This window comes from Periweissella beninensis (genome assembly GCF_016908275.1).
In the GTDB taxonomy this organism is placed as follows: Bacteria; Bacillota; Bacilli; order Lactobacillales; family Lactobacillaceae; genus Periweissella; species Periweissella beninensis.
This window is the reverse complement of record NZ_JAFBDN010000006.1, coordinates 54508-74271: the sequence shown is the minus strand read 5'-3', so window position 1 is coordinate 74271 and position 19764 is coordinate 54508. Positions and strand designations below refer to the sequence as shown.

General features: G+C 33.7%; 20 protein-coding genes. All 20 read right to left on the bottom strand.

Annotated elements, in window-relative coordinates:
- Positions 1-2: 2 nt before the first annotated feature.
- Positions 3-1376, bottom strand: coding sequence for a DnaD domain protein (locus JOC59_RS03855; RefSeq protein WP_205143478.1), 1374 nt, complete (start codon positions 1374-1376; stop codon positions 3-5).
- Between the two features lie 2 nt (positions 1377-1378).
- Positions 1379-1849 (bottom strand): transcriptional regulator NrdR, encoded by a 471-nt coding sequence (gene nrdR, locus JOC59_RS03850; protein ID WP_205143477.1) that lies wholly within the window; start codon positions 1847-1849, stop codon positions 1379-1381.
- Positions 1850-2038: 189 nt separating this feature from the next.
- Complete coding sequence (locus tag JOC59_RS03845) at positions 2039-3079, bottom strand: hypothetical protein (protein ID WP_205143476.1); 1041 nt, start codon at positions 3077-3079, stop codon at positions 2039-2041.
- Positions 3080-3393: 314 nt separating this feature from the next.
- Positions 3394-4326, bottom strand: a complete 933-nt coding sequence (locus JOC59_RS03840) for a dihydroorotate oxidase (RefSeq protein ID WP_205143475.1) — start codon at positions 4324-4326, stop codon at positions 3394-3396.
- A gap of 23 nt (positions 4327-4349) precedes the next feature.
- Positions 4350-4967: an orotate phosphoribosyltransferase gene (gene pyrE / locus JOC59_RS03835; RefSeq protein WP_205143474.1), complete on the bottom strand. Its 618-nt coding sequence runs from the start codon at positions 4965-4967 to the stop codon at positions 4350-4352.
- 1 nt (position 4968) lies between these two features.
- Entirely contained in the window at positions 4969-5676 is a 708-nt protein-coding gene (pyrF, locus tag JOC59_RS03830; RefSeq protein WP_205143473.1) for an orotidine-5'-phosphate decarboxylase, read from the bottom strand.
- 21 nt (positions 5677-5697) lie between these two features.
- On the bottom strand, positions 5698-8871 hold the full coding sequence (carB, locus tag JOC59_RS03825; protein ID WP_205143472.1) for a carbamoyl-phosphate synthase large subunit: 3174 nt from the start codon (positions 8869-8871) through the stop codon (positions 5698-5700).
- 2 nt (positions 8872-8873) lie between these two features.
- Positions 8874-9944: a carbamoyl phosphate synthase small subunit gene (locus JOC59_RS03820; protein WP_205143471.1), complete on the bottom strand. Its 1071-nt coding sequence runs from the start codon at positions 9942-9944 to the stop codon at positions 8874-8876.
- A 1-nt stretch (position 9945) separates the two neighbouring features.
- Positions 9946-11208, bottom strand: a complete 1263-nt coding sequence (locus JOC59_RS03815; protein WP_205143470.1) for a dihydroorotase — start codon at positions 11206-11208, stop codon at positions 9946-9948.
- Positions 11192-12136, bottom strand: a complete 945-nt coding sequence (locus tag JOC59_RS03810; RefSeq protein ID WP_205143469.1) for an aspartate carbamoyltransferase catalytic subunit — start codon at positions 12134-12136, stop codon at positions 11192-11194. The genes JOC59_RS03815 and JOC59_RS03810 overlap by 17 nt, the downstream gene beginning before the upstream one ends.
- A 318-nt stretch (positions 12137-12454) precedes the next feature.
- Entirely contained in the window at positions 12455-12943 is a 489-nt protein-coding gene (locus tag JOC59_RS03805; RefSeq protein WP_205143468.1) for a hypothetical protein, read from the bottom strand.
- Between the two features lie 23 nt (positions 12944-12966).
- Complete coding sequence (locus JOC59_RS03800) at positions 12967-13350, bottom strand: hypothetical protein (protein ID WP_205143467.1); 384 nt, start codon at positions 13348-13350, stop codon at positions 12967-12969.
- 12 nt (positions 13351-13362) lie between these two features.
- Positions 13363-14373, bottom strand: coding sequence for a lipoate--protein ligase (locus JOC59_RS03795; RefSeq protein WP_205143466.1), 1011 nt, complete (start codon positions 14371-14373; stop codon positions 13363-13365).
- Between the two features lie 38 nt (positions 14374-14411).
- Positions 14412-14852, bottom strand: a complete 441-nt coding sequence (locus tag JOC59_RS03790; protein WP_205143504.1) for a universal stress protein — start codon at positions 14850-14852, stop codon at positions 14412-14414.
- Positions 14853-15129: 277 nt separating this feature from the next.
- Positions 15130-15711, bottom strand: a complete 582-nt coding sequence (locus tag JOC59_RS03785) for a xanthine phosphoribosyltransferase (protein WP_205143465.1) — start codon at positions 15709-15711, stop codon at positions 15130-15132.
- Between the two features lie 52 nt (positions 15712-15763).
- Positions 15764-16189, bottom strand: a complete 426-nt coding sequence (gene nusB, locus JOC59_RS03780; protein ID WP_205143464.1) for a transcription antitermination factor NusB — start codon at positions 16187-16189, stop codon at positions 15764-15766.
- Positions 16189-16632, bottom strand: coding sequence for an Asp23/Gls24 family envelope stress response protein (locus JOC59_RS03775; protein WP_205143463.1), 444 nt, complete (start codon positions 16630-16632; stop codon positions 16189-16191). The genes nusB and JOC59_RS03775 overlap by 1 nt, the downstream gene beginning before the upstream one ends.
- A gap of 102 nt (positions 16633-16734) precedes the next feature.
- The gene (gene efp, locus JOC59_RS03770; protein WP_205143462.1) at positions 16735-17301 is read right to left on the bottom strand and encodes an elongation factor P; all 567 of its coding nucleotides are present in this window, start codon (positions 17299-17301) and stop codon (positions 16735-16737) included.
- 71 nt (positions 17302-17372) lie between these two features.
- Positions 17373-18734 (bottom strand): DEAD/DEAH box helicase, encoded by a 1362-nt coding sequence (locus JOC59_RS03765; protein WP_205143461.1) that lies wholly within the window; start codon positions 18732-18734, stop codon positions 17373-17375.
- Between the two features lie 4 nt (positions 18735-18738).
- On the bottom strand, positions 18739-19701 hold the full coding sequence (locus JOC59_RS03760) for a DHH family phosphoesterase (RefSeq protein ID WP_205143460.1): 963 nt from the start codon (positions 19699-19701) through the stop codon (positions 18739-18741).
- Positions 19702-19764: the final 63 nt, after the last annotated feature.

Genomic DNA, 19764 nt, shown 5'->3' with positions numbered 1-19764 from the left:
TATCAATCTTCCTCTCCCTTCTTGGTTAGCCGTGATGCTTTTAACTTTGCTAGTTTCGCTTGTGTGTGCGCTAAATCATGTTCAGTTAATTTGCTAGCATCAGTACCATTTACCTTATAAACTGGTTTTTTTTCGACCTTCTTAGTTACTTTACTAGGATAACGCTGACTAGCTCCAGATTTTTTACTACGATTGCCTCTCAAATTTTCAATCGCGCCTTGTGCGCTTGTGATGTGATGTTGACTTAGCGTGTTGGCTAATGAGTTAAAGTAAGCGCGTGTAATATTATCTTTTTTTAAACCGATTAAAATATAAAATATTAAAATATTAATTACTTCAATCGGTAGAACATTTAATTCAACCAACTGATTAATTGTTTGTTGCTCGTTACTAGTTACAAAACCATTTTTTTTATTTTTAATGTTTTGCAAAAATTCTAATGGACCGAGTTGTTTCGCAATTTTAATAATATTTTGCGTCTTAGTATCCTGTCTACCCTCTGAATTTACCTCAGGCTCAGTGCTGACTAGCTTATTTTTTTGTAGCAAACCTTGTTGTGTATTTTGAAAATTTTTTGCAATTTCAAATTTCAACTTTTCAATATCAATTGTTTTAGTATCTAATTGAAATGCATAGCGAATGTATTCAGCTATTTTTAACTCATTAAGTTGATATAATTTATGTTGAATGTATAATGCATTTCGATAACGATTAAGTTCATCATAACTAATGCCAATACTTTTAATACTGTCAAACAATAGATTAAAATCAAAACTGTCTTCGGTTAACTTAATTGAACTACTCGTATCTTTAACTGTGGTCGTTTCCAATAATGGTAACGCAAAATCTTCAATATCGTGAAAGGCTTGTCGGCTTGGCGTAAAGACATCCATAATTTTTTTAGTTATATTTTCACCAGTAAAGTCAACCAATTTTCTTAACGTAAATTTTTTTCTAAGCCGTTGATATAGTTCTTGGCCAACACTATCTAGCAATAATGCACTCATCAAATCATCATTAAAAAAGGCAGCTGGTTTTAGTGGTGCATTTAATTGATAGACATAAAATTCACCTAATGTATCTGTATTATGCCATGTATCAACTAATCCTACTGCTTCTAACTTTTGACGAGCTATAACTAAATCTCTTGGCCCTAAATTAACCATACTCATTAATGCATTATGTTGCCAACGTTTAGACAGCCTAGGTGGTTCATCAACTAAATTCCATAAAGTATTTAATAATGCTAATGCGTTTGCACCTATAATTGGTTGATACAGTGTTATAAATAACTGCGTATCTAGATTAGTTAACCACGTTGCTTCCGAAATAATAAACCCACTCATTGGGTTAACTACGGGATTATTATTTTCCATATTTATGATTCCTTATCTTCTTTATCAATAACGATATCTTGTAGTTCCTTTAAGAAGATTTCCACACTATCAAAATGCTTGTATACACTTGAAAAACGAATATACGCAATATCATCAATATCACTTAAATATTTTAACGCATATTCACCAATTATTTGACTAGTTACTTCACTTTCGCCTAACTTTCGTAAATCTTTTTCAACTTGACCAACTACTAACATCAAGCGATCACTTTTAATTGGTCGCTTTTCAGCAGCCCGTACCAATCCTCTTAATAATTTATCGCCGTTAAATTCTTCACGTGAGCCATCATTTTTTATTACAAAAAGTGGTGTTGTTTCTAATCGTTCAAAAGTTGTAAAGCGGGTGCCACAATGGGGACATTCTCGCCGTCTACGAATTGCTCGACCATCATCTGCGGGCCGACTATCGACTACTCGGGTATCATTATATTGACAACTTGGACATTGCATTGCGATGAACACCTTTCTAAAATTACTATGCCATTTTTTCTTATTCTATATAGCCTACTATTAGTAATGATTATACCAGAAATTTATATTTCTTAAAATGCTAAAGGTAAGTGTCATCTTACTTTAGTAGTCAAGCATGCTTTATCTCTAAAACTATTTAATTTACCTATAAATATTCATTGTATCAGCTCAAACTTCTTTAATATTTTTTTGTACCTTTAAATAATCCTGTTGCTGATTAATATTATTAGTTTGTTGTAAAATATATTTGGGGATGAATGTTCTTAAATTAGCATTTGCAAATTTTTGATAATGTTCAATTTTTATTTTCTTGCTAACCTTTTTAACATTAGCATATGAAAAACCATTCGTTATGTCTTCTTTAATAGCTAAAAAAGGTGTTGCCTGTTTACTATTAGCAATTAACCAAATATTATTTTTTTGTTTTACATATATCTTTTTATTTTCCGTAATTATTTTTTGAATTTTCAAAGCATTTTTCCGATTAGCTTTGTTGGCATCGCGATAACTTATTAGAATAGCTGCTAATTTTTGCTTTTCCGAAAATCCTTCTGATACTTGCTTAACTTGTTGATCAATTTGTTTTTTTATTAAATTTTGATAATTAATAACTGATAGCACTGCTTGCCCATCACTAATTGACATAACTGCTGATTTTTTATTATTACTATCACTGAGTAAGAGCGTGCGTTCTAAAATATTACCATTAATTTTAAATTTAGGTACTGTTATCAATTGATTTGCTATTGTTTGCTTAGTAACATGTACTTTTTTGCCGGTGTAAGGTAGCCCTTGCGCTAGATCCTTACCATCTTGATTATATAGTGCAACATAACCATTTTGATTATATTTCAACTTTATTTTATCATTAACAATACGCCAGGTTCCTTGAATAACCACACTCACATCATTTGCATTATCAGCATATTGCTGAAAAGTATGATTTTTTTTAAAAGAAATTGACACTGTCCATACAATTGTTTGCTTTTTATTAGCCAGCATATTAGTTTGTTTTGTACTTCCAACAAATGTTTTGCCAATGAAAAAAGGATGCTTACGATCATACTTAGCTTGTTCAATAGAGGCTGGGGTTTGCGGATTAGCAATTTCATACGATGGTGTATTATTTTTATTAACTAATATAAAGGATCCTACACCCACGGCTATTACTGCAATGATTAAACTAATTATTTTTGTTATTGGTTTCATTATCTAATCCTATCGTCGTAAATTTTAAACTGTAGTTGCCACCACTAAAAACAGTGATAGGTCCCTTTAATTAATTTTACCGCATTTTTCTTAAAACTACAGTTACTATTACCAATAACTTTGGTAGGAATATGGCATGTAATTTAAACTTAAACAAATTTTTCATTGTAAAATTACCTTTTTATTTGAATTATCGTAATAATTAGCTATGTAGTGTCACCTAAATGGCCCTTTGAAATTAATGAAAAAATAATTTCAAGGGGCCATTTAGGTGTTATTTATTTTTTATTGTAAATTACGAATTGTCTATAAATTTATAGTGTTTTTAATTTACCACGAAGCTCGGCAATATCTTGATAATTTTTTTCATCCATAATGGCGGCTAATTCATTAGTTAATCGTTCAAAAACTAACGGTCCTTCAACTTGTAACTGTGTTCCAACGGCAATTATATCAGCACCACATAATAAATGAGCAAAAACATCAGCACCAGTCGTAACCCCACCTGTCCCAATTAATTTAATTGCTGGATTGAGGCGCATTCTGAAGGCACGCACATTTGCTAGCGCAGTTGGTAAGATGTAAGCTCCACCAACTCCACCAAAACCATTTTTAGGCTTAATAACAACTGATTCTGTCACAGGATCAACCCAAAGTCCATTTCCTATGGAATTGATACTATTAACATGTGATAGTGGGAACTTATTAAGAATAGCTGCCATTTGATCAAAATGTACTAAATCAAAATATGGTGGTAATTTAACACCAAGCGGTTTTTTAAAAAAACTAAAGACCGCTGTTAAAATTTCTTCAGTAGCTTGAAAATCATACGCTAACTGCGGTTTACCAATCACGTTTGGACAAGATAGATTTAACTCAGTTAAGCCATCAAAAGACGACTCTTGAATTTGCGTCAACATTTTAAGATTTTCGGCAACTGATAATCCTGCAACTGATAAAATAACTGGTTTACTTGGTCTCGTCAAGGCATAATTCAAATAATAATCAAACCCTTGATTAGGTAATCCCATCGAGTTGATTGATCCATGTGCTAAATCGACGTAGCGTGGCCTTGGATTACCAGGCCTAGATGCGAGTGTCGCACTTTTAGTGACTGTGCCCGCTACAAATGTATTAGCTTGTAATTCATCTAAATCATTATTTAATTGGCAATGTACACCTGACGCATTGATAAATAAACCATCAAATTTTACATTTGCAATTTGAGCATCCATTTTAACGACCATTTTTAATTACCACCTTTTTCTTTTTAAGATTGTGTATGCCAAGTTTCCAACATTAATAACTCATCTTTTGTAATAATTTCTCTTTGCTTAGCAACGGTGATTAATTGGTTAAAGTTAGTCAAGGTTGCATATTTAATTTTAGCTTGCTTAAAATTATCATCATTTATTGGTAAATTATAAGAAAAAATTGCCACAACTCCTAACACTTGACCAGTTGCTGCTTTGATATTCTCTGCACTTTTTAAAACTGAACCACCAGTTGACAATAAATCATCAATTAATACAACTTTTTTATTAAAAATATCTAGTCCTTCAATTTTTTGATTGGTCCCATGATCTTTTGGTTTTGAGCGAACATATATCATTGGTAGGTCTAATATATCAGCTACTAAGGCAGCATGGGCAATTCCCGCTGTTGCTACACCACCAATTACTTCAACATCAGGAAATTTTTCACTAATCAATTTTGCTAATCCTTTGGCCACTAATTTTCTTAAGTTTACATTCCCAATTATTAATCTATTGTCCGTATATATTGGACTTTTTATTCCTGAGGCCCACGTGAATGGCTTTTGAGGGCTTAAACATACAGCACCAATATCTAATAAGCCTTGTGCAACTTGCACTCCTACTGCATCCATATCAATTAAACTCCTTATTTATTTCTTGATAAACTTGTTTGGGATTATCACTGTGTGTAATACTTCTACCAACAACTAATCCATTACTTGTCGCTAATTTTGCCATTGCTGGTGTCATAACTCGTTGTTGATCATTACTTATATCACTAGCTAATCTAATTCCTGGTGTTATTACTAGAAAGTCATTACCAAGTAATTGATGAATTTGTTGAGCTTCTTGTGCAGATGCAATAACACCATCGGCAGATGATTCCTTAGCCATTTTTGCTAATCTAAGGACTGATGTAATTAATGATTCATTTGTCGCTTGCACGGTTTGCATTGTCATTTCATCAAACGAAGTTAATTGTGTAATTGCCAATAATTTAGGCCGTGGTACGCCCGTCATTTTTGCACCAGCCGCTAGTCCTTCAAAGGCCGCTTGAATCATTTGTGGTCCACCTAAAGCATGAACGGTAACCACGTCAATTCCTAATTGCCCAATTTGAAAAGCTGCTTTTTTTACTGTTGTTGGAATATCAAACATTTTTACATCCAAAAATATTCGATAACCGGTATCTCGTAATTCTTTAACAAATTGTGGCCCACCATGATAAAACAATTCGATCCCAATTTTTACATATGGTCGTTGTAATCCACTAAACTGAACTAAAAATTCCCGGGTTTTAGTAATATCCTTAAAATCTAGTGCAATGAAAACTGGTTGCATTTTGATACTCCTATCTTTTTATTATAGTGGTCGGATACTAAATGCTTGGGCTTCAAGAACTTGAAGTAAAGCTGCTACTGTATCTAAGGCTGTAAAAAGTGGTACGGCATTTTCAATTGCCATATTTCTAATTTCAATTCCATCATTGTTAGCTCGTTGTGAAGTATCAAGTGTATTTACAATTCCTTGAATATTATGATTTTGAATTGCTGTAATAATATTTTGAGAATTGTCAGTTATTTTTTCAATTGGTTTGACCGCTAAACCTTTACGCTTGAAAAATTTAGCTGTGTTATTTGTAGCAATGATTTCAAACCCCAATGCTACAAAGCGTTGTGCTAATGCTAGGGCCTCTATTTTAGCATCATCAGCCACTGTGAATAATATCGTACCTTGATTTGCAATTTCTATATTAGCGGCAACAAAAGCTTTATAGAGTGCTTTAGCAAAGGTATAATCTGATCCCATAATTTCACCTGTTGATTTCATCTCAGGCCCAAGTGTACTGTCAACCAATGGTAATTTGCTAAAACTAAAAATAGGTGCTTTGACATGGACTAGCAGACTCTCTTGGTAAAGACCTGTCTGATAACCCAAATCTTTTAGCTTTGTATCTAGCATCACTTGCGTTGCTAATTGTGCTAATGGTAATCCCGTAACTTTTGACATAAATGGAACTGTGCGTGATGCTCTTGGATTAACCTCAATAACATAGGCTTTATCCTGATGAATAACAAATTGAATGTTCATTAAACCAATTGTTTTTAAACTTTTAGCTAAAGCAATTGCTGCATCAATAATTTCATTTTTTACTTTTTCTGACATATTTTGTGGTGGATATACTGCCATTGAATCACCTGAATGAATTCCGGCCCGTTCAATATGCTCTAAGATGCCTGGAATAATCACCGTTTGACCGTCTGAAATAACATCAATCTCTGCTTCAGCACCAGTTAAGTATGAATCAATTAATACTGGGTGCTCATTTGAAACTTTAACGGCACGTTGCATATAATTAACTAAATCTTTGTCTGAGGATACGATTTCCATTGCTCTACCACCCAGTACATAAGATGGTCGAATTAAAACGGGATATCCAATTTCATTAGCTGCAACAATTGCATCTGGAATAGTCGTTACCGTTTGACCAACAGGCTGTGGTAAGTTTAATCTTTTAATTATTTGTGTAAATTCAGCCCGATCTTCAGCTGCATTGACATCACTAACCTGGGTCCCTAAAATTTTTACTCCTTGATTTATCAGTGGTTGAGCTAAATTAATTGCCGTTTGACCACCAAATTGAACAATTACACCTAGTGGTTGTTCTAGATCAACCACATTTAAAACATCCTCTAATGTTAATGGTTCAAAATATAATTTGTCAGATATTGAAAAATCTGTTGAAACAGTTTCAGGATTAGAATTCATAATGATTGCTTCATATCCCGCTTGTTGAATTGCTTGCACACAATGTACCGTAGCATAATCAAATTCTACGCCTTGACCAATTCTAATTGGCCCAGACCCTAAAACCAAAATTGCTGGTTTACTGCTAGCAATACTTTCATTCTCTTGTTCATATGTTGCATAATAATATGGTGTAGTTGCCTTAAATTCGGCGGCAGCTGTATCGACCATCTTATATACCGGTATAATATTAGCAGCCTTTCGTTTTTTCCTAATTTCATTAGCATCAGTTTGCCAAATATCTGCAATTGTTGCATCGGCAAATCCATTCTTTTTAGCTTCTTCTAATACTAATAAATCTTGCTTTTCATATAATGTTCGTTCAATTTCAATTATATGTAATAATTTATCTAGGAAAAATTCATTAATTTTGGTTATCTTTTGAATTTCATGAATTGTTTGATTACGTCTTAGCAATTCTGCAATAATAAATAATCTTTCATCAGTTGCTGGCATAAGTTGTCCTAACAACTCTGATGTTGTTTGTTCGCTATACACTGAATTTTTTAAATGTGTCATACCAATTTCTAAAGAACGGACAGCTTTTAAACAGGCCTCTTCAAAATTACGACCAATTGCCATTACTTCGCCGGTAGCTTTCATTTGTGTCCCCAATTCACGGTTAGCTTTAGTAAATTTATCAAATGGCCATCTTGGAATTTTAACAACAATATAATCTAACATTGGCTCAAAAGCGGCTAATGTTTGCTTAGTTACTGGATTTTGAATTTCATCTAGCCTTAAACCGACACTAATTTTAGCGGCTAATTTTGCGATTGGATAGCCGGTCGCCTTTGATGCTAATGCTGATGATCGTGATACTCGTGGATTAACTTCAATAATGTAATATTGCATACTGTTTGGATCTAATGCCATTTGAATATTGACACCACCTTCAATTTTCAATGCACGAATGATCTTTAATGCGACATCTCTTAACATTTGATATTCTCTATCCGTTAATGTTTGCACTGGTGAGACCACAATTGAGTCTCCGGTATGAATACCTACTGGATCAAAATTTTCCATTGAAGCAACAATCATTGCATTATCAGCAGCATCTCGCATTACTTCAAATTCAATTTCCTTATATCCAGCAATTGATTGCTCAATTAAAACTTGAGTTACCGGTGATAATTCTAAACCATTTTTAGTAATTTCAATCAATTCTTCACGATTATGAACAAAACCACCACCAGTTCCTCCCAATGTATATGCTGGTCTAACAACAATTGGATAACCGTGTTCTTCAACAAATTCAAGTGCTGTTTCCAGATTACTAGCAATAATCGAAGGTGGTACTGGTTCATTTAACTCTAACATTAAGTCTTTAAATAATTCTCGATCTTCAGCTTGTTCAATTGCAGTTAATTTTGTTCCGAGCAGTTCAATTGACAGTTCATCTAAGATGTTTTGCTCAGCTAATGCTTTGGCCATGTTTAACCCAGTTTGGCCACCCAATGTTGGTAAGATCGCATCAGGTCGTTCTTTACGTATTATTTTTTCTACAAATTTTAATGTGATTGGTTCAATATATATTTTATCTGCAATGTCTTTATCAGTCATAATTGTTGCAGGATTAGAATTAATTAAAATAACCTCATAACCCTCTTCTTTAAGTGCCAAACAGGCTTGCGTACCAGAATAGTCAAATTCTGCTGCTTGACCAATTATAATTGGCCCTGATCCGATTACTAAAATCTTTTTTATATCTGCTCTCTTTGGCATGTCTATTCCTCATTATTTTTAATCATCGCTATAAAATCATCAAATAAGTATTCAGCATCGTGTGGTCCGGGGGCAGCATCTGGATGAAATTGAACTGAAAAGGCCGAATAATTTTTTAATCGAACACCTTCAATGGTATGATCGTTTATTTCTTGATGTGTTATTTCTAAATTAGTTGCTTTAAGTGACTCCTCATCAACAGCATATCCATGATTTTGTGAGGTAAATGTTGTTTTTTGATGATTTTTATCAAAAACCGCATGATTAAAACCACGATGTCCAAACTTCATTTTATAAGTCTTCGCGCCATTGGCTAGTGCAAATAATTGATGTCCCAAACAAATTCCCATTAGTGGGAACCGGTGTTGCAATTGTTGAATTAATGGCAAAACTTCTGGCCGATCTATTGGATTACCTGGTCCATTTGATAGTAGTATGCCATCAGGTTGAACTTTTAAAATTTCTTCTAAAGTTACTGTTGCTGGAAAAACAATGACTTCAGCCTGTCGCTTAGCCAGGGCTTTTAAAATAGATTGTTTTAATCCAAAATCAATGACTGCCACCCGAACACCTTGATTTGGTGCTTGATAAACATTCTTAGTTGTAACCCTTTGAACTTGATCATGTGGTTGATAATTTGCCAAAATAGCCGTCTCTTTAACTCGCTTAGGATCATCAGTAATAATACCTCGCATTACCCCGTTGTCTCTTAGTTCCTTGGTTAAAGCCCGTGTATCGATATCAGCTAATCCTACTAATTGATGCTCAACTGCATAGTCCGTTAATGTTTTTTGCATATTATAGTTAGTAGGCCGTCTAGCAATTTCCTTCACAATTATAGCTTTTGTTTGCGGCTTTAAACTTTCAAAATCATGCTTATTAATTCCATAATTCCCAATCATTGGGTAAGTAAAAACAATTATTTGTTCACAATAGCTCGGATCGGTTATTGTTTCTTGATAACCCGTCATACCCGTTGTAAAAACAACTTCCCCTATTACATCTGTTTCAGCACCGAAACCATTTCCAGAATATACAGAACCATTTTCTAAAACCAGGTATCGTTTGACCATTTTAGTAATTCTCCTTATAAATAACTTTACCGGCTACCATCGTTAGCATTGTTCTGCCATATACTTGTTGCCCAATAAAAGGTGTATTCTTACCTTTTGAATAAAAATTTTCTTCTCTTATTTCAAATTCTTGATCAGTATCAAAAATTGTAATATCAGCTGGTTTCCCAACTTCAAGTACGCCACTTTCTAAGTTAAAGATTTTAGCCGGCTTATTAGCCATCCACATAATTAGTTGCTCAATTGTAAATATGCCTGTCTTGACAAAAAAGGTATATATTAAACTAAACGCGGTTTCTAATCCGGTAATTCCAAAAGCAGCTGTTACCATTGAACCCGCTTTTTCTGCTTTACTATGGGGCGCATGGTCTGTTGCAATCATATCGATAGTACCGTCTAATAGACCAGCAATAAGGGCCTTACGATCTTCTTCACTCCGCAGTGGCGGATTCATCTTAAACATGGCATTATCATTTTCAATCATATGATCAGCTAATAATAAATGATGCGGTGTCACCTCAGCCGTTACATTAACACCATATTTTTTAGCAATTCTTACTAATTCAACTGATTCTTTAGTTGAAATATGGGCGACATGATAATGAACTTTTGCTTTAGCGGCTAATACTAGATCACGTGCTAGCTGACTAGACTCACTTAGACCTGTCATTCCTGGTAATTTCAATCTATCAGCAGTAGCCCCAGCATTTAAAACGCCACCATGTAATAACGAATCATCCTCAACATGGGCAATAATTGGTTTATTTAAAGTATATGCTGTTTGCATTGCTCGCAACATTGTATCGGCAGTTTGCACGCCATGTCCATCATTAGTAAACCCAACAGCACCAAGCTCTGCTAATTTTCCCAATTCGTTAACTTTTTCATCAAGGAGACCTTTTGAGATTGCTGCATACTGCTTGATATTAACTATGCCATCAGTTATATTTTTATCCATAATATTTTCAAAAGCTTCTGGTGTATCAATCGTTGGTGTTACATTCGGCATTGCAAAAACTGTTGTAAATCCACCATGTGCTGCTGCTTTACTACCACTAGCAACTGTTTCTTTATGTGTTTGCCCTGGTTCTCTAAAATGCACATGTACATCAATTAAACCAGGAGTAACTAACTTATTTTTAGCATCAATAACTACACCATCATGTAACTTAATATTAGGCGCAATTTCTTTAATTTTTCCATCGGCAATTAATATATCAAACATGTCGTGAAAAATTTTAGCATTTTTAATTAGTGTTGGCATAAACTGGTAACTCCTTTATTAATCCTTTTGCATCTAAAATACTAGTGATAATAGCCATTCGTGCATAAACACCATTTTCCATTTGCTTAAAAATTCTTGCCTGGGGTACCTCAACTAATTCTGAAGCAATTTCAACATCACGATTAACTGGAGCTGGATGCATAATAATCGCTCGTTTTTTCATCGTGTGATATCGCTGTAATGTTAACCCAAATTCAGTATGATAATTTTGGGCCGTAAAGCTATCAACTGCTTCATGAGTTAAACGCTCTAGTTGAACTCTAAGAAGCATTAAAACATCAACTTCTTTTATCAAGTCATCTACTGCCATAAATTCACCATAAGCATCAAACTCTTTTGGATACCACTTTTGTGGTCCACCAAACAAAACTCTAACTCCTAATCGATGTAATATTTCAGCATTTGATCTAGCTACTCTTGAATGCGCTAAATCACCTACAATACCAATGGTTAAATTTGCAAAACCATTAAATTCATCATAAATTGTTAATAAATCCAAAAGACTTTGTGAAGGATGCTGACCACTACCATCTCCCCCATTAATCAAACTTGCCGTAATTTTCTTATCATTATTTAAAGAGTGATACCAACCTGTTTCATGATGACGAATAACCATTAAATCAACGCCAATTGCTTGCAATGTTTTTACAGTGTCACTTAGTGTTTCACCTTTTTGAACTGAACTTGTTGTTGGATTTATATCAATTAAGTTTATTCCTAATTTTTTTTCCGCCATCTGAAATGAACTATGGGTGCGCGTACTATTTTCAAAAAACAAATTAGCACTAAACACTGGTCGTTTTAATTGAATTTGTTTACCTTTTCGAAATTCTCTAGCTAAATCTAATAATAGTTGTAATTGATTTAAACTTAAGTCATTAATATTTAAAAAGTTACTGTTATACATGCTTTTTCCCTTTCTACTAAAAAAACTACCTTCTCCAAAAGAGAGGGCAGTCTGTTACAAGCGACGTAGATGCTTTATCAACTAATCGGCCCTCTCTGGAGTCACATTAATTAGTTATAATTTATTAAAAATAAAATACATGTATTTTAAATGCAAAAGAACTCATCAATCCAAAGACCGACGAGTTCTACAAAAAGTTATAATTAGCTACACTTCATCTAGCAAACTAACCTTAAGCGACTCTCTGGTCAACATTTAAAGGATATTTGTACTTTTAAATATTATAGCAATACTTTTTAAAAATAACAATATCTAATATTAATCTTTTTCTATTTCCGTTAAGTTTGTATCAACATCACCTTGCTTAGCTTGCCAACCACCATCTGCAATTAGTTTCAATTTTTCATCAAAAAAAGTAACAATTTTGGCTTTAACAGCATCCACATCATCTCGATAAGTTTTTACACTAGCAATTTTTTTAATGAATAATCCTGATTGAGATACAATAGGATGTTCAATAATTGCAAAAATACTTAATTCATATTCTTGATCTGCCAAAATTATTTTATCAATCGCATTTTGATAACGTAACGGTAAATTTATGATTGACGTTTCAATGCTCAACTTTAATGCATCTTCAGCATTTACTTTAGCCAAAATTTCACCACTAATTAGGCTATCATCATCTAGAGCCTTATCAAACCATGTGAATAATTCGTCAATATTGATGTCTTCAATAACTTGCTGGAAACTCGTTTGAGTTATTACTTTCTTTTTAAGTAACTTTAAAAATTGTTCGCCTTGCATTTTTTATTTATACTCACCTTTAATTATTGTTTATAATAAACCCCTTGTGTTTTACGATACTTGTACGCCGCCCTAATCCAACTAAATATAATAATGATATTTAAAAGACTTATTCCTACTATGATACTACGTTCAAAAAAGGTCTTCATAATATGTTGCATTAATACTTGATAAATTGCTGCCATATCTGTTATTAAGACTAACAACATTGTAAAAGCTTGTAAATAAATTGCCATTGCTTTTTGATAATACATTAAGGCCACTGCAAAAAAATAAATAACACCAACCACAATTACCGAACGCCACGAAGATTCACCACTTTTTAGTGACATAAATAAATTAATTAATACAAACAAAATAAAACTAATATTACCATATGCGACAACAATATTTAATTTGTTACTCATATCTTCTCCAAATTATGCTAGTAAGTCTAATAACTCTTCTTTTGTGATTCCGAGAAAATACTGACTCAAATCAATTTTTGCAAAAATAGTATTTAAGCTTGCTCGATCGTATTTAATTCCCTTAAGTTGCGTTTCAATTTCATGTACATCACTTGGACCAAAGAAATCACCAAAAAAAGTTACATTCTCTATAATACCATCTTTTACATTCAAGCGCGCATCAATTGTACCGGAATTAAAGTGTTGCCGTTTTTGTACGGTAAACGCTGGTGATGATCCATAAACCCAATCCCAATTATTATATACCGTGTCATAGATATCTTGAATTTGTTGTTCTTCCTCTTCAGAAATTTTAACTTCGTGTGTTTTAATTTCAGTTAAATCATCGACTTTAAATAAATTTTTAAGTAGCGTATCTCTAAATTTTGGTACATCAATTAGTTGATACTCTTCATCTAGGTAAGGCTTTAAATTTGTAACCCGTGAACGCACCGACTTAATTCCCTTAGAAGCAATTTTATCAGCCGGAACATTCAACGCTTGTGTTACAACATTTAAATCTACATCTAGCATTAGTGTTCCATGAGCATAAATTTTGCTATCATGCTTAAACATTGCACTCCCAGAAAACTTTTTACCATCAACCAACATATCATTACGGCCAGAAACTTCAGCAGTAGTTGCTCCCATCTTATGCAAAGCATCAACAATCGGGCTGACAAATGTCTTAAAGTCACCAAACTTAGCGTCCTTTGTATCCAAAACAAAACTAAAGCATAGATTACCTAAGTCATGATAAACAGCACCACCACCACTTCGCCGTCGGGTTACCACAATATTATTATCATCAATATACTTTTGATTAATTTCTTCCTGTGTATTTTGATTACGACCAACAATAATACTTGGTTCTTCATAGTAAAATAAAACTAGTGGTTCATCAAAGGTACGATTATACATTAAATATTCTTCAGTGGCTAAATTACGTCGAATATCATGGCTGGGCATTACATAATAATACATAAGCGGTCTCCTAGTTCATCATTTATGATTTGTGGAAATTATTTAACTATTAATACATCGGCTTTAGCCATTCGTGTAACATAGCTTGTTACTGAACCGACAACTAGCCGTTCAACAGCATTCATACCAGTTGTTCCAACAACAATTAACCCAGTTTCGTGATCATTTGGAAATTCTTGTGCAATTACTGTTTTAGGATTACCAAATCGTACGTGAATTTCGACATCAGTTAAACCGGCCCTTTGTGCTTGTTTTTGATAAACGCGTAAGCGAGTTTCTATTTCATCAACCATCTTATAGACAACATCACCTGACACTGCACCACCATAACCGTCAGCAAATTGATTAATCTCCAATACATTCAAAATATCAAGCCGTGTATTATTTCGCTTGGCAACTTGAATGGCTGTTTCTAAAACCTTTTCCGTAATTTTTGAACCATCGACTGGTGCTAAAACATTTTTATATCCTTGCATAATATGTCTCCCCGTAGATTAAATCAAATTATTTACCTTTATTATACACTTATTAATCTATCATGTAAGCGATTACCTAATTTTTTAATTGATTTTGCTTTAAAAGTTAATGGTTGATAATTAAATAATGATATTTGTAACGTTTTTATTCAAAAAAATGCTAGTCTTCACCAAAACTTTAACGTAAAACATCAAGTTAGATAAAATATCTATTAATTGTGTCTTCCATTTTTGGTTACTCTACTAGCATTTTTTATTATTACTGTATTCTTAAAATTTATTACTTGCCATCATCTGAAAATATCACGTGCCCATCCACTAAACTACTAATACGAACCAATGATTCTGTTCGTACATTCGCTTTTTCTAATAATTGCCGCCCTGATTGAAAACTCTTTTCAATTAGGACACCCAAACCAACAGGTATTGCTTGGGCTCTACTAATAATTTTTAATAATCCTTCAGCGGCTTGACCATTCGCTAAAAAGTCATCAATAATTAAAATTCGTTCTCCCGCAGTCAAAAATCTTTGATCAACAATCACTTGAGTATGCTTTTGCGTTGTATATGAAAACAAATCAACTGAATAAACATTTTCTGAAATAGTAAGTGATTTGCGTTTACGCGCAAATACCATTGGAACCCCTAATTCTTTTGCTACCATCAATGCTGGGGCAATCCCAGATGATTCAATTGATAGGACTTTATCAATTGAATCATCTGCAAAACGTAATGCAAACTCTTTTCCAATCGCTTCCATAAGCTTAACATCGATTTGTTGATTTAAAAAAGAATCAACTTTTAATACATTACCAGGTAATACCCGGCCTTCATCTAATATTTTTTGTTTCAATGCTTCCACTTGGCCATTCTCCTATTATGTTAATATCCAATTGCATTTTGGCTCAATACTTTTAATTTAATGCTTTGTCCAAAACACCATTAATGAATTTTCGTGAACGTTCATCACTAAATGTTTTTGCTAAATTTAAGGCTTCATTAACTGCTACTTTAGCAGGGACAATCTCTTGATCAACATAATTTAATTCAAAAAAAGCAATTTCTAAAATGATACGATCACTTTGTGCTAATCTAGCAAATGTCCATCCATCTGCTAAATATTGACTAATTTTAATTTCTAAATCGGCTTTGTGTGCTAAAACACCACTAACTAATGTCTCAAGATAAGTTGGTAACACATCAATGCCATCTTTTTGTTCTAAAATTACATCTTCTAATACATTATCATAAAGGGTACTCATATCAGCTTCTGGATTACCTGCTAAAGCAAATAACGTTTGAAAAGCTTTTTCACGCGTTTGATGTCGAGTTATTGCCACTACTTTTCACCTGCTTCTTCAATATCATCTGGGAACAAATTATTAATGTCAACTTTGCTTTCTTTGGTCATCTTCTCAGGAATTACGCCCTCAACATGCACATTAATTTCAGTAATTGTTAACTCAGTCATTGCACTAATTTGTGATTTAATATGCTCTTGGATATTTAACGCTACTTTAGGAACACTCACACCATAGTTTAAATATACATAGACATCAAAGACCAATGTATCATCATTAACAACTAACTTAACACCTTTACCATGTTCAACACGACCAAACAATTCTGATACTTGGTTGCCAATAGAACCATGCATCCTAAAAACACCGTCTACTTCATTAGCAGCAATTCCTGCAATTACTTCTAAAACATTTGGGTTAACCTCTGTTTTTCCTAAAACTGCATTATCATTGGTAAGTACAATATTTGTCTCTTCTGCCATAGTTCTCCTCCATTGGACTAATTACTAGTCAATAACTATCTACCTAATTATAACAAAAAAGCCGGCTGTATACACAGACGACTTTCATTTAACCTATCATTATTAGGCACGTGATTTGTAAGCACCACCGTCATCAGTATTGATAACAAGTTTGTCGCCTGCATTAATAAAGTCAGGTACTTGAATCACAAGACCTGTTTCCATAGTAGCTGGCTTACCACCACCATTAGCAGTTGCCCCTTTAATTGATGGTTGCGTTTCCTTAACTTCTAAAGTAACGACCTTAGGTACTTCAACGCCTAAAACTTCATTACCATAGGTAGTAACAGTAACTTCCATTCCTTCAAGCATAAACTTCAAAGCATCTTTAATATTTTCTTCTGGTAATGAAAATTGATCATATGTTTCAACATTCATAAAGACATGTTGATCACCTTCAGCATACAAGTAAGTTGCCTTTTGAGTTAAGATTTCTGCTTGTTGCAATTTTTCAGATGTATTACTAAATGTAATTTCATTAACTGCACCAGTGCGTAAATTTTTTAATTTTGAACGCACGAAAGCTGATCCCTTACCAGGTTTAACGTGTTGGAATTCAATAACTCTCCAAATTGCGTTATTATATTCAATTGTCAAACCAGTTTTTAAATCATTGGGTGTAAGTGCCATCTTGATATCTCCTTAAATTAAGTACTTCTTATCCATTTTAGCAGTAACTTTAACGTACGACAAGTTAATTATTAGCTGTTTTCCTTCCCAGCTAACTTATTAGCTTTCCTTTGTGCCCGTCCTTCCATGCGTTGCTCAATACGTCGATCCATTTGATTTTTACGCTTAATAGCTTGGTTAATCTGATGCTTATAACCAGGTTTTATTTTTTTCTTTTTTTTCTTAATTAAACCAATCATCGTTGGATCAAGTTTCTTTTGTGTTTTATTTCGTTTAACTCGTCGTTTCCGGTCAAAGGTGTCCACAAGTTCACCTTTATTAACAGCTTTAGGCTTAAATTGAACTCCTAACTGCTCTAATTGTGCAACCTGTGAATCATCATCTGGTGTATAGAGGGTAATGGCGATTCCACTCATTCCCTTACGACCAGTTCGTCCCACACGGTGAATAAAGAAATCTAAATCATTTGGTATTCCATCATTGATTACATGTGAAACGCCTTCAATATCAATTCCTCGTGCTGCTAAATCAGTTGCTACAACATACTGAAATTCTAAATTTTGCACTTGTTTCATAACACGTTTTCTTTCACGTGGTGCCACACCACCATGAATCATTGCAACTTTGAGATTTTGACTTCTTAAAAAGCGTGTTAACTCTTCAGCACGTTCTTTAGTATTAGCAAAAATCAATGCTAAATATGGTTGCCCAATCGTTAATAAATTAAAAATAACATCATTTTTATTAGATCCCTTTGTTGAAACAAGCCAATTATCAATCGTTGGTGAAATTACCGTCGTAACTGGAATTTCTTCAATGACTGGATTATTTAAATATTTTCGTAAAAATGGTTGTAATTTTTGTGGAATTGTTGCCGAAAACACTAACATCTGTAAATCCGCTGGCATGGTACCAGCCACTACATCAACTTCAGGTAAAAATCCTAAATCCAATGTCATATCAGCTTCATCAACAACAAGGGTTTTTGTTAAATGAATATCTAACACTTGTTGCTTTAATAAATCAGCAATTCTACCAGGCGTCCCAATTACAATCTGTGGTTGATGATTTTGTAATTGTTTGATTTGGCGTTCTTTATCTGTTCCACCAACATAATTACCAATTCTAATTTCACTTTTAAAATGCTTAGCAATTTGTTTAGCAGCACTATAAATTTGTTGAGCTAATTCTCTAGATGGGGTAGTAATGACTGCTTGTACTTGTTCAAGATTTGGCTGCAATTCATTAAAAATTGGTAATAAAAATGTATGTGTTTTACCTGATCCTGTTTGTGATTGACCAACAACTGAACGTCCCTTTAGTACAGTTGGAATTAAGCGTGCCTGTACCGCAGTTGGTGTTTTAAATTTTAATTCATCAAGGGCAGTCATAATTTCTGGTTTTAAATTAAAATCAGTAAATTGTTCTGTCATATTATTATTCCTTTCCATATCCATACGTACTTTTCCGTACTAATCGATCTAATTCATCGATAATATCATTTACTTCGTCTTTATCGCGTGCACGAGCCCCTGATGCTAAGGGATGCCCGCCACCACCATGATTCCTTGCAAGGCCATTAATAATAATTTGTTTTGATCGTAAGCGAACACGATAGGAATGATCATCTTGTTCTTCAAAAATAACCCATGTTTTAACAGTATTAATTCGTCCAGGAAGTGGTATCACAAATGCAGTTCCAGCATCCCCTAAATCAAATGAAGTCACAATTTCGTTGGTAAGTATCATATAAGCCACACCAGAGTCTAAAATATTAACATTTTCTAGAACATACCCTGATAGTTTAGCAGCAGCTTCACTAATACTATCCATTGCTTGATTAACTGCTATCACATCAAAATCATACTTAAATAGTTCAGAAACAACGCGCATCGTCTCACTATCCACTGAATACAGGAAGCGGCCTGTGTCACCAACAATACCAGCGTACAGAACACGGGCTGCATTAGCATTTAATTTAAGTAAACCATTAGACAATTCAACTAACTTATAAATTAAGCTAGATGTAGAACTAGCTCCCGCAATTACCCATTGTAAGTCACCGTATGGTTCATCATTAGGATGATGATCAATTTTAATTAATTCCTTACCTAAATCAAAACGTCGATCATCAATACGTGGGGCATTAGCCGTATCAGTCACAATTACTAGCGCATTTTGATACACGTCATCTGGAATTTCTTCCATACTAGCAATCCATGCCAACCCTGGAACATTTTTCCCCACAATATATATTTTTTTGTGTGGAAAACTAGTTCTCAGGATTTCTGCTAACCCCATTTGTGACCCAAAAGCATCAGGATCAGGTCGTTGATGGCGATGAATAATAATCGTGTCATACGCTTTAATTTTCTCAATAATTTGTGCTTGCACTGTCATGCTACATCTCTCTTCTTTTTATTTGTATTGTGATTCGTCCTACTTATCTATACTGACATTCTA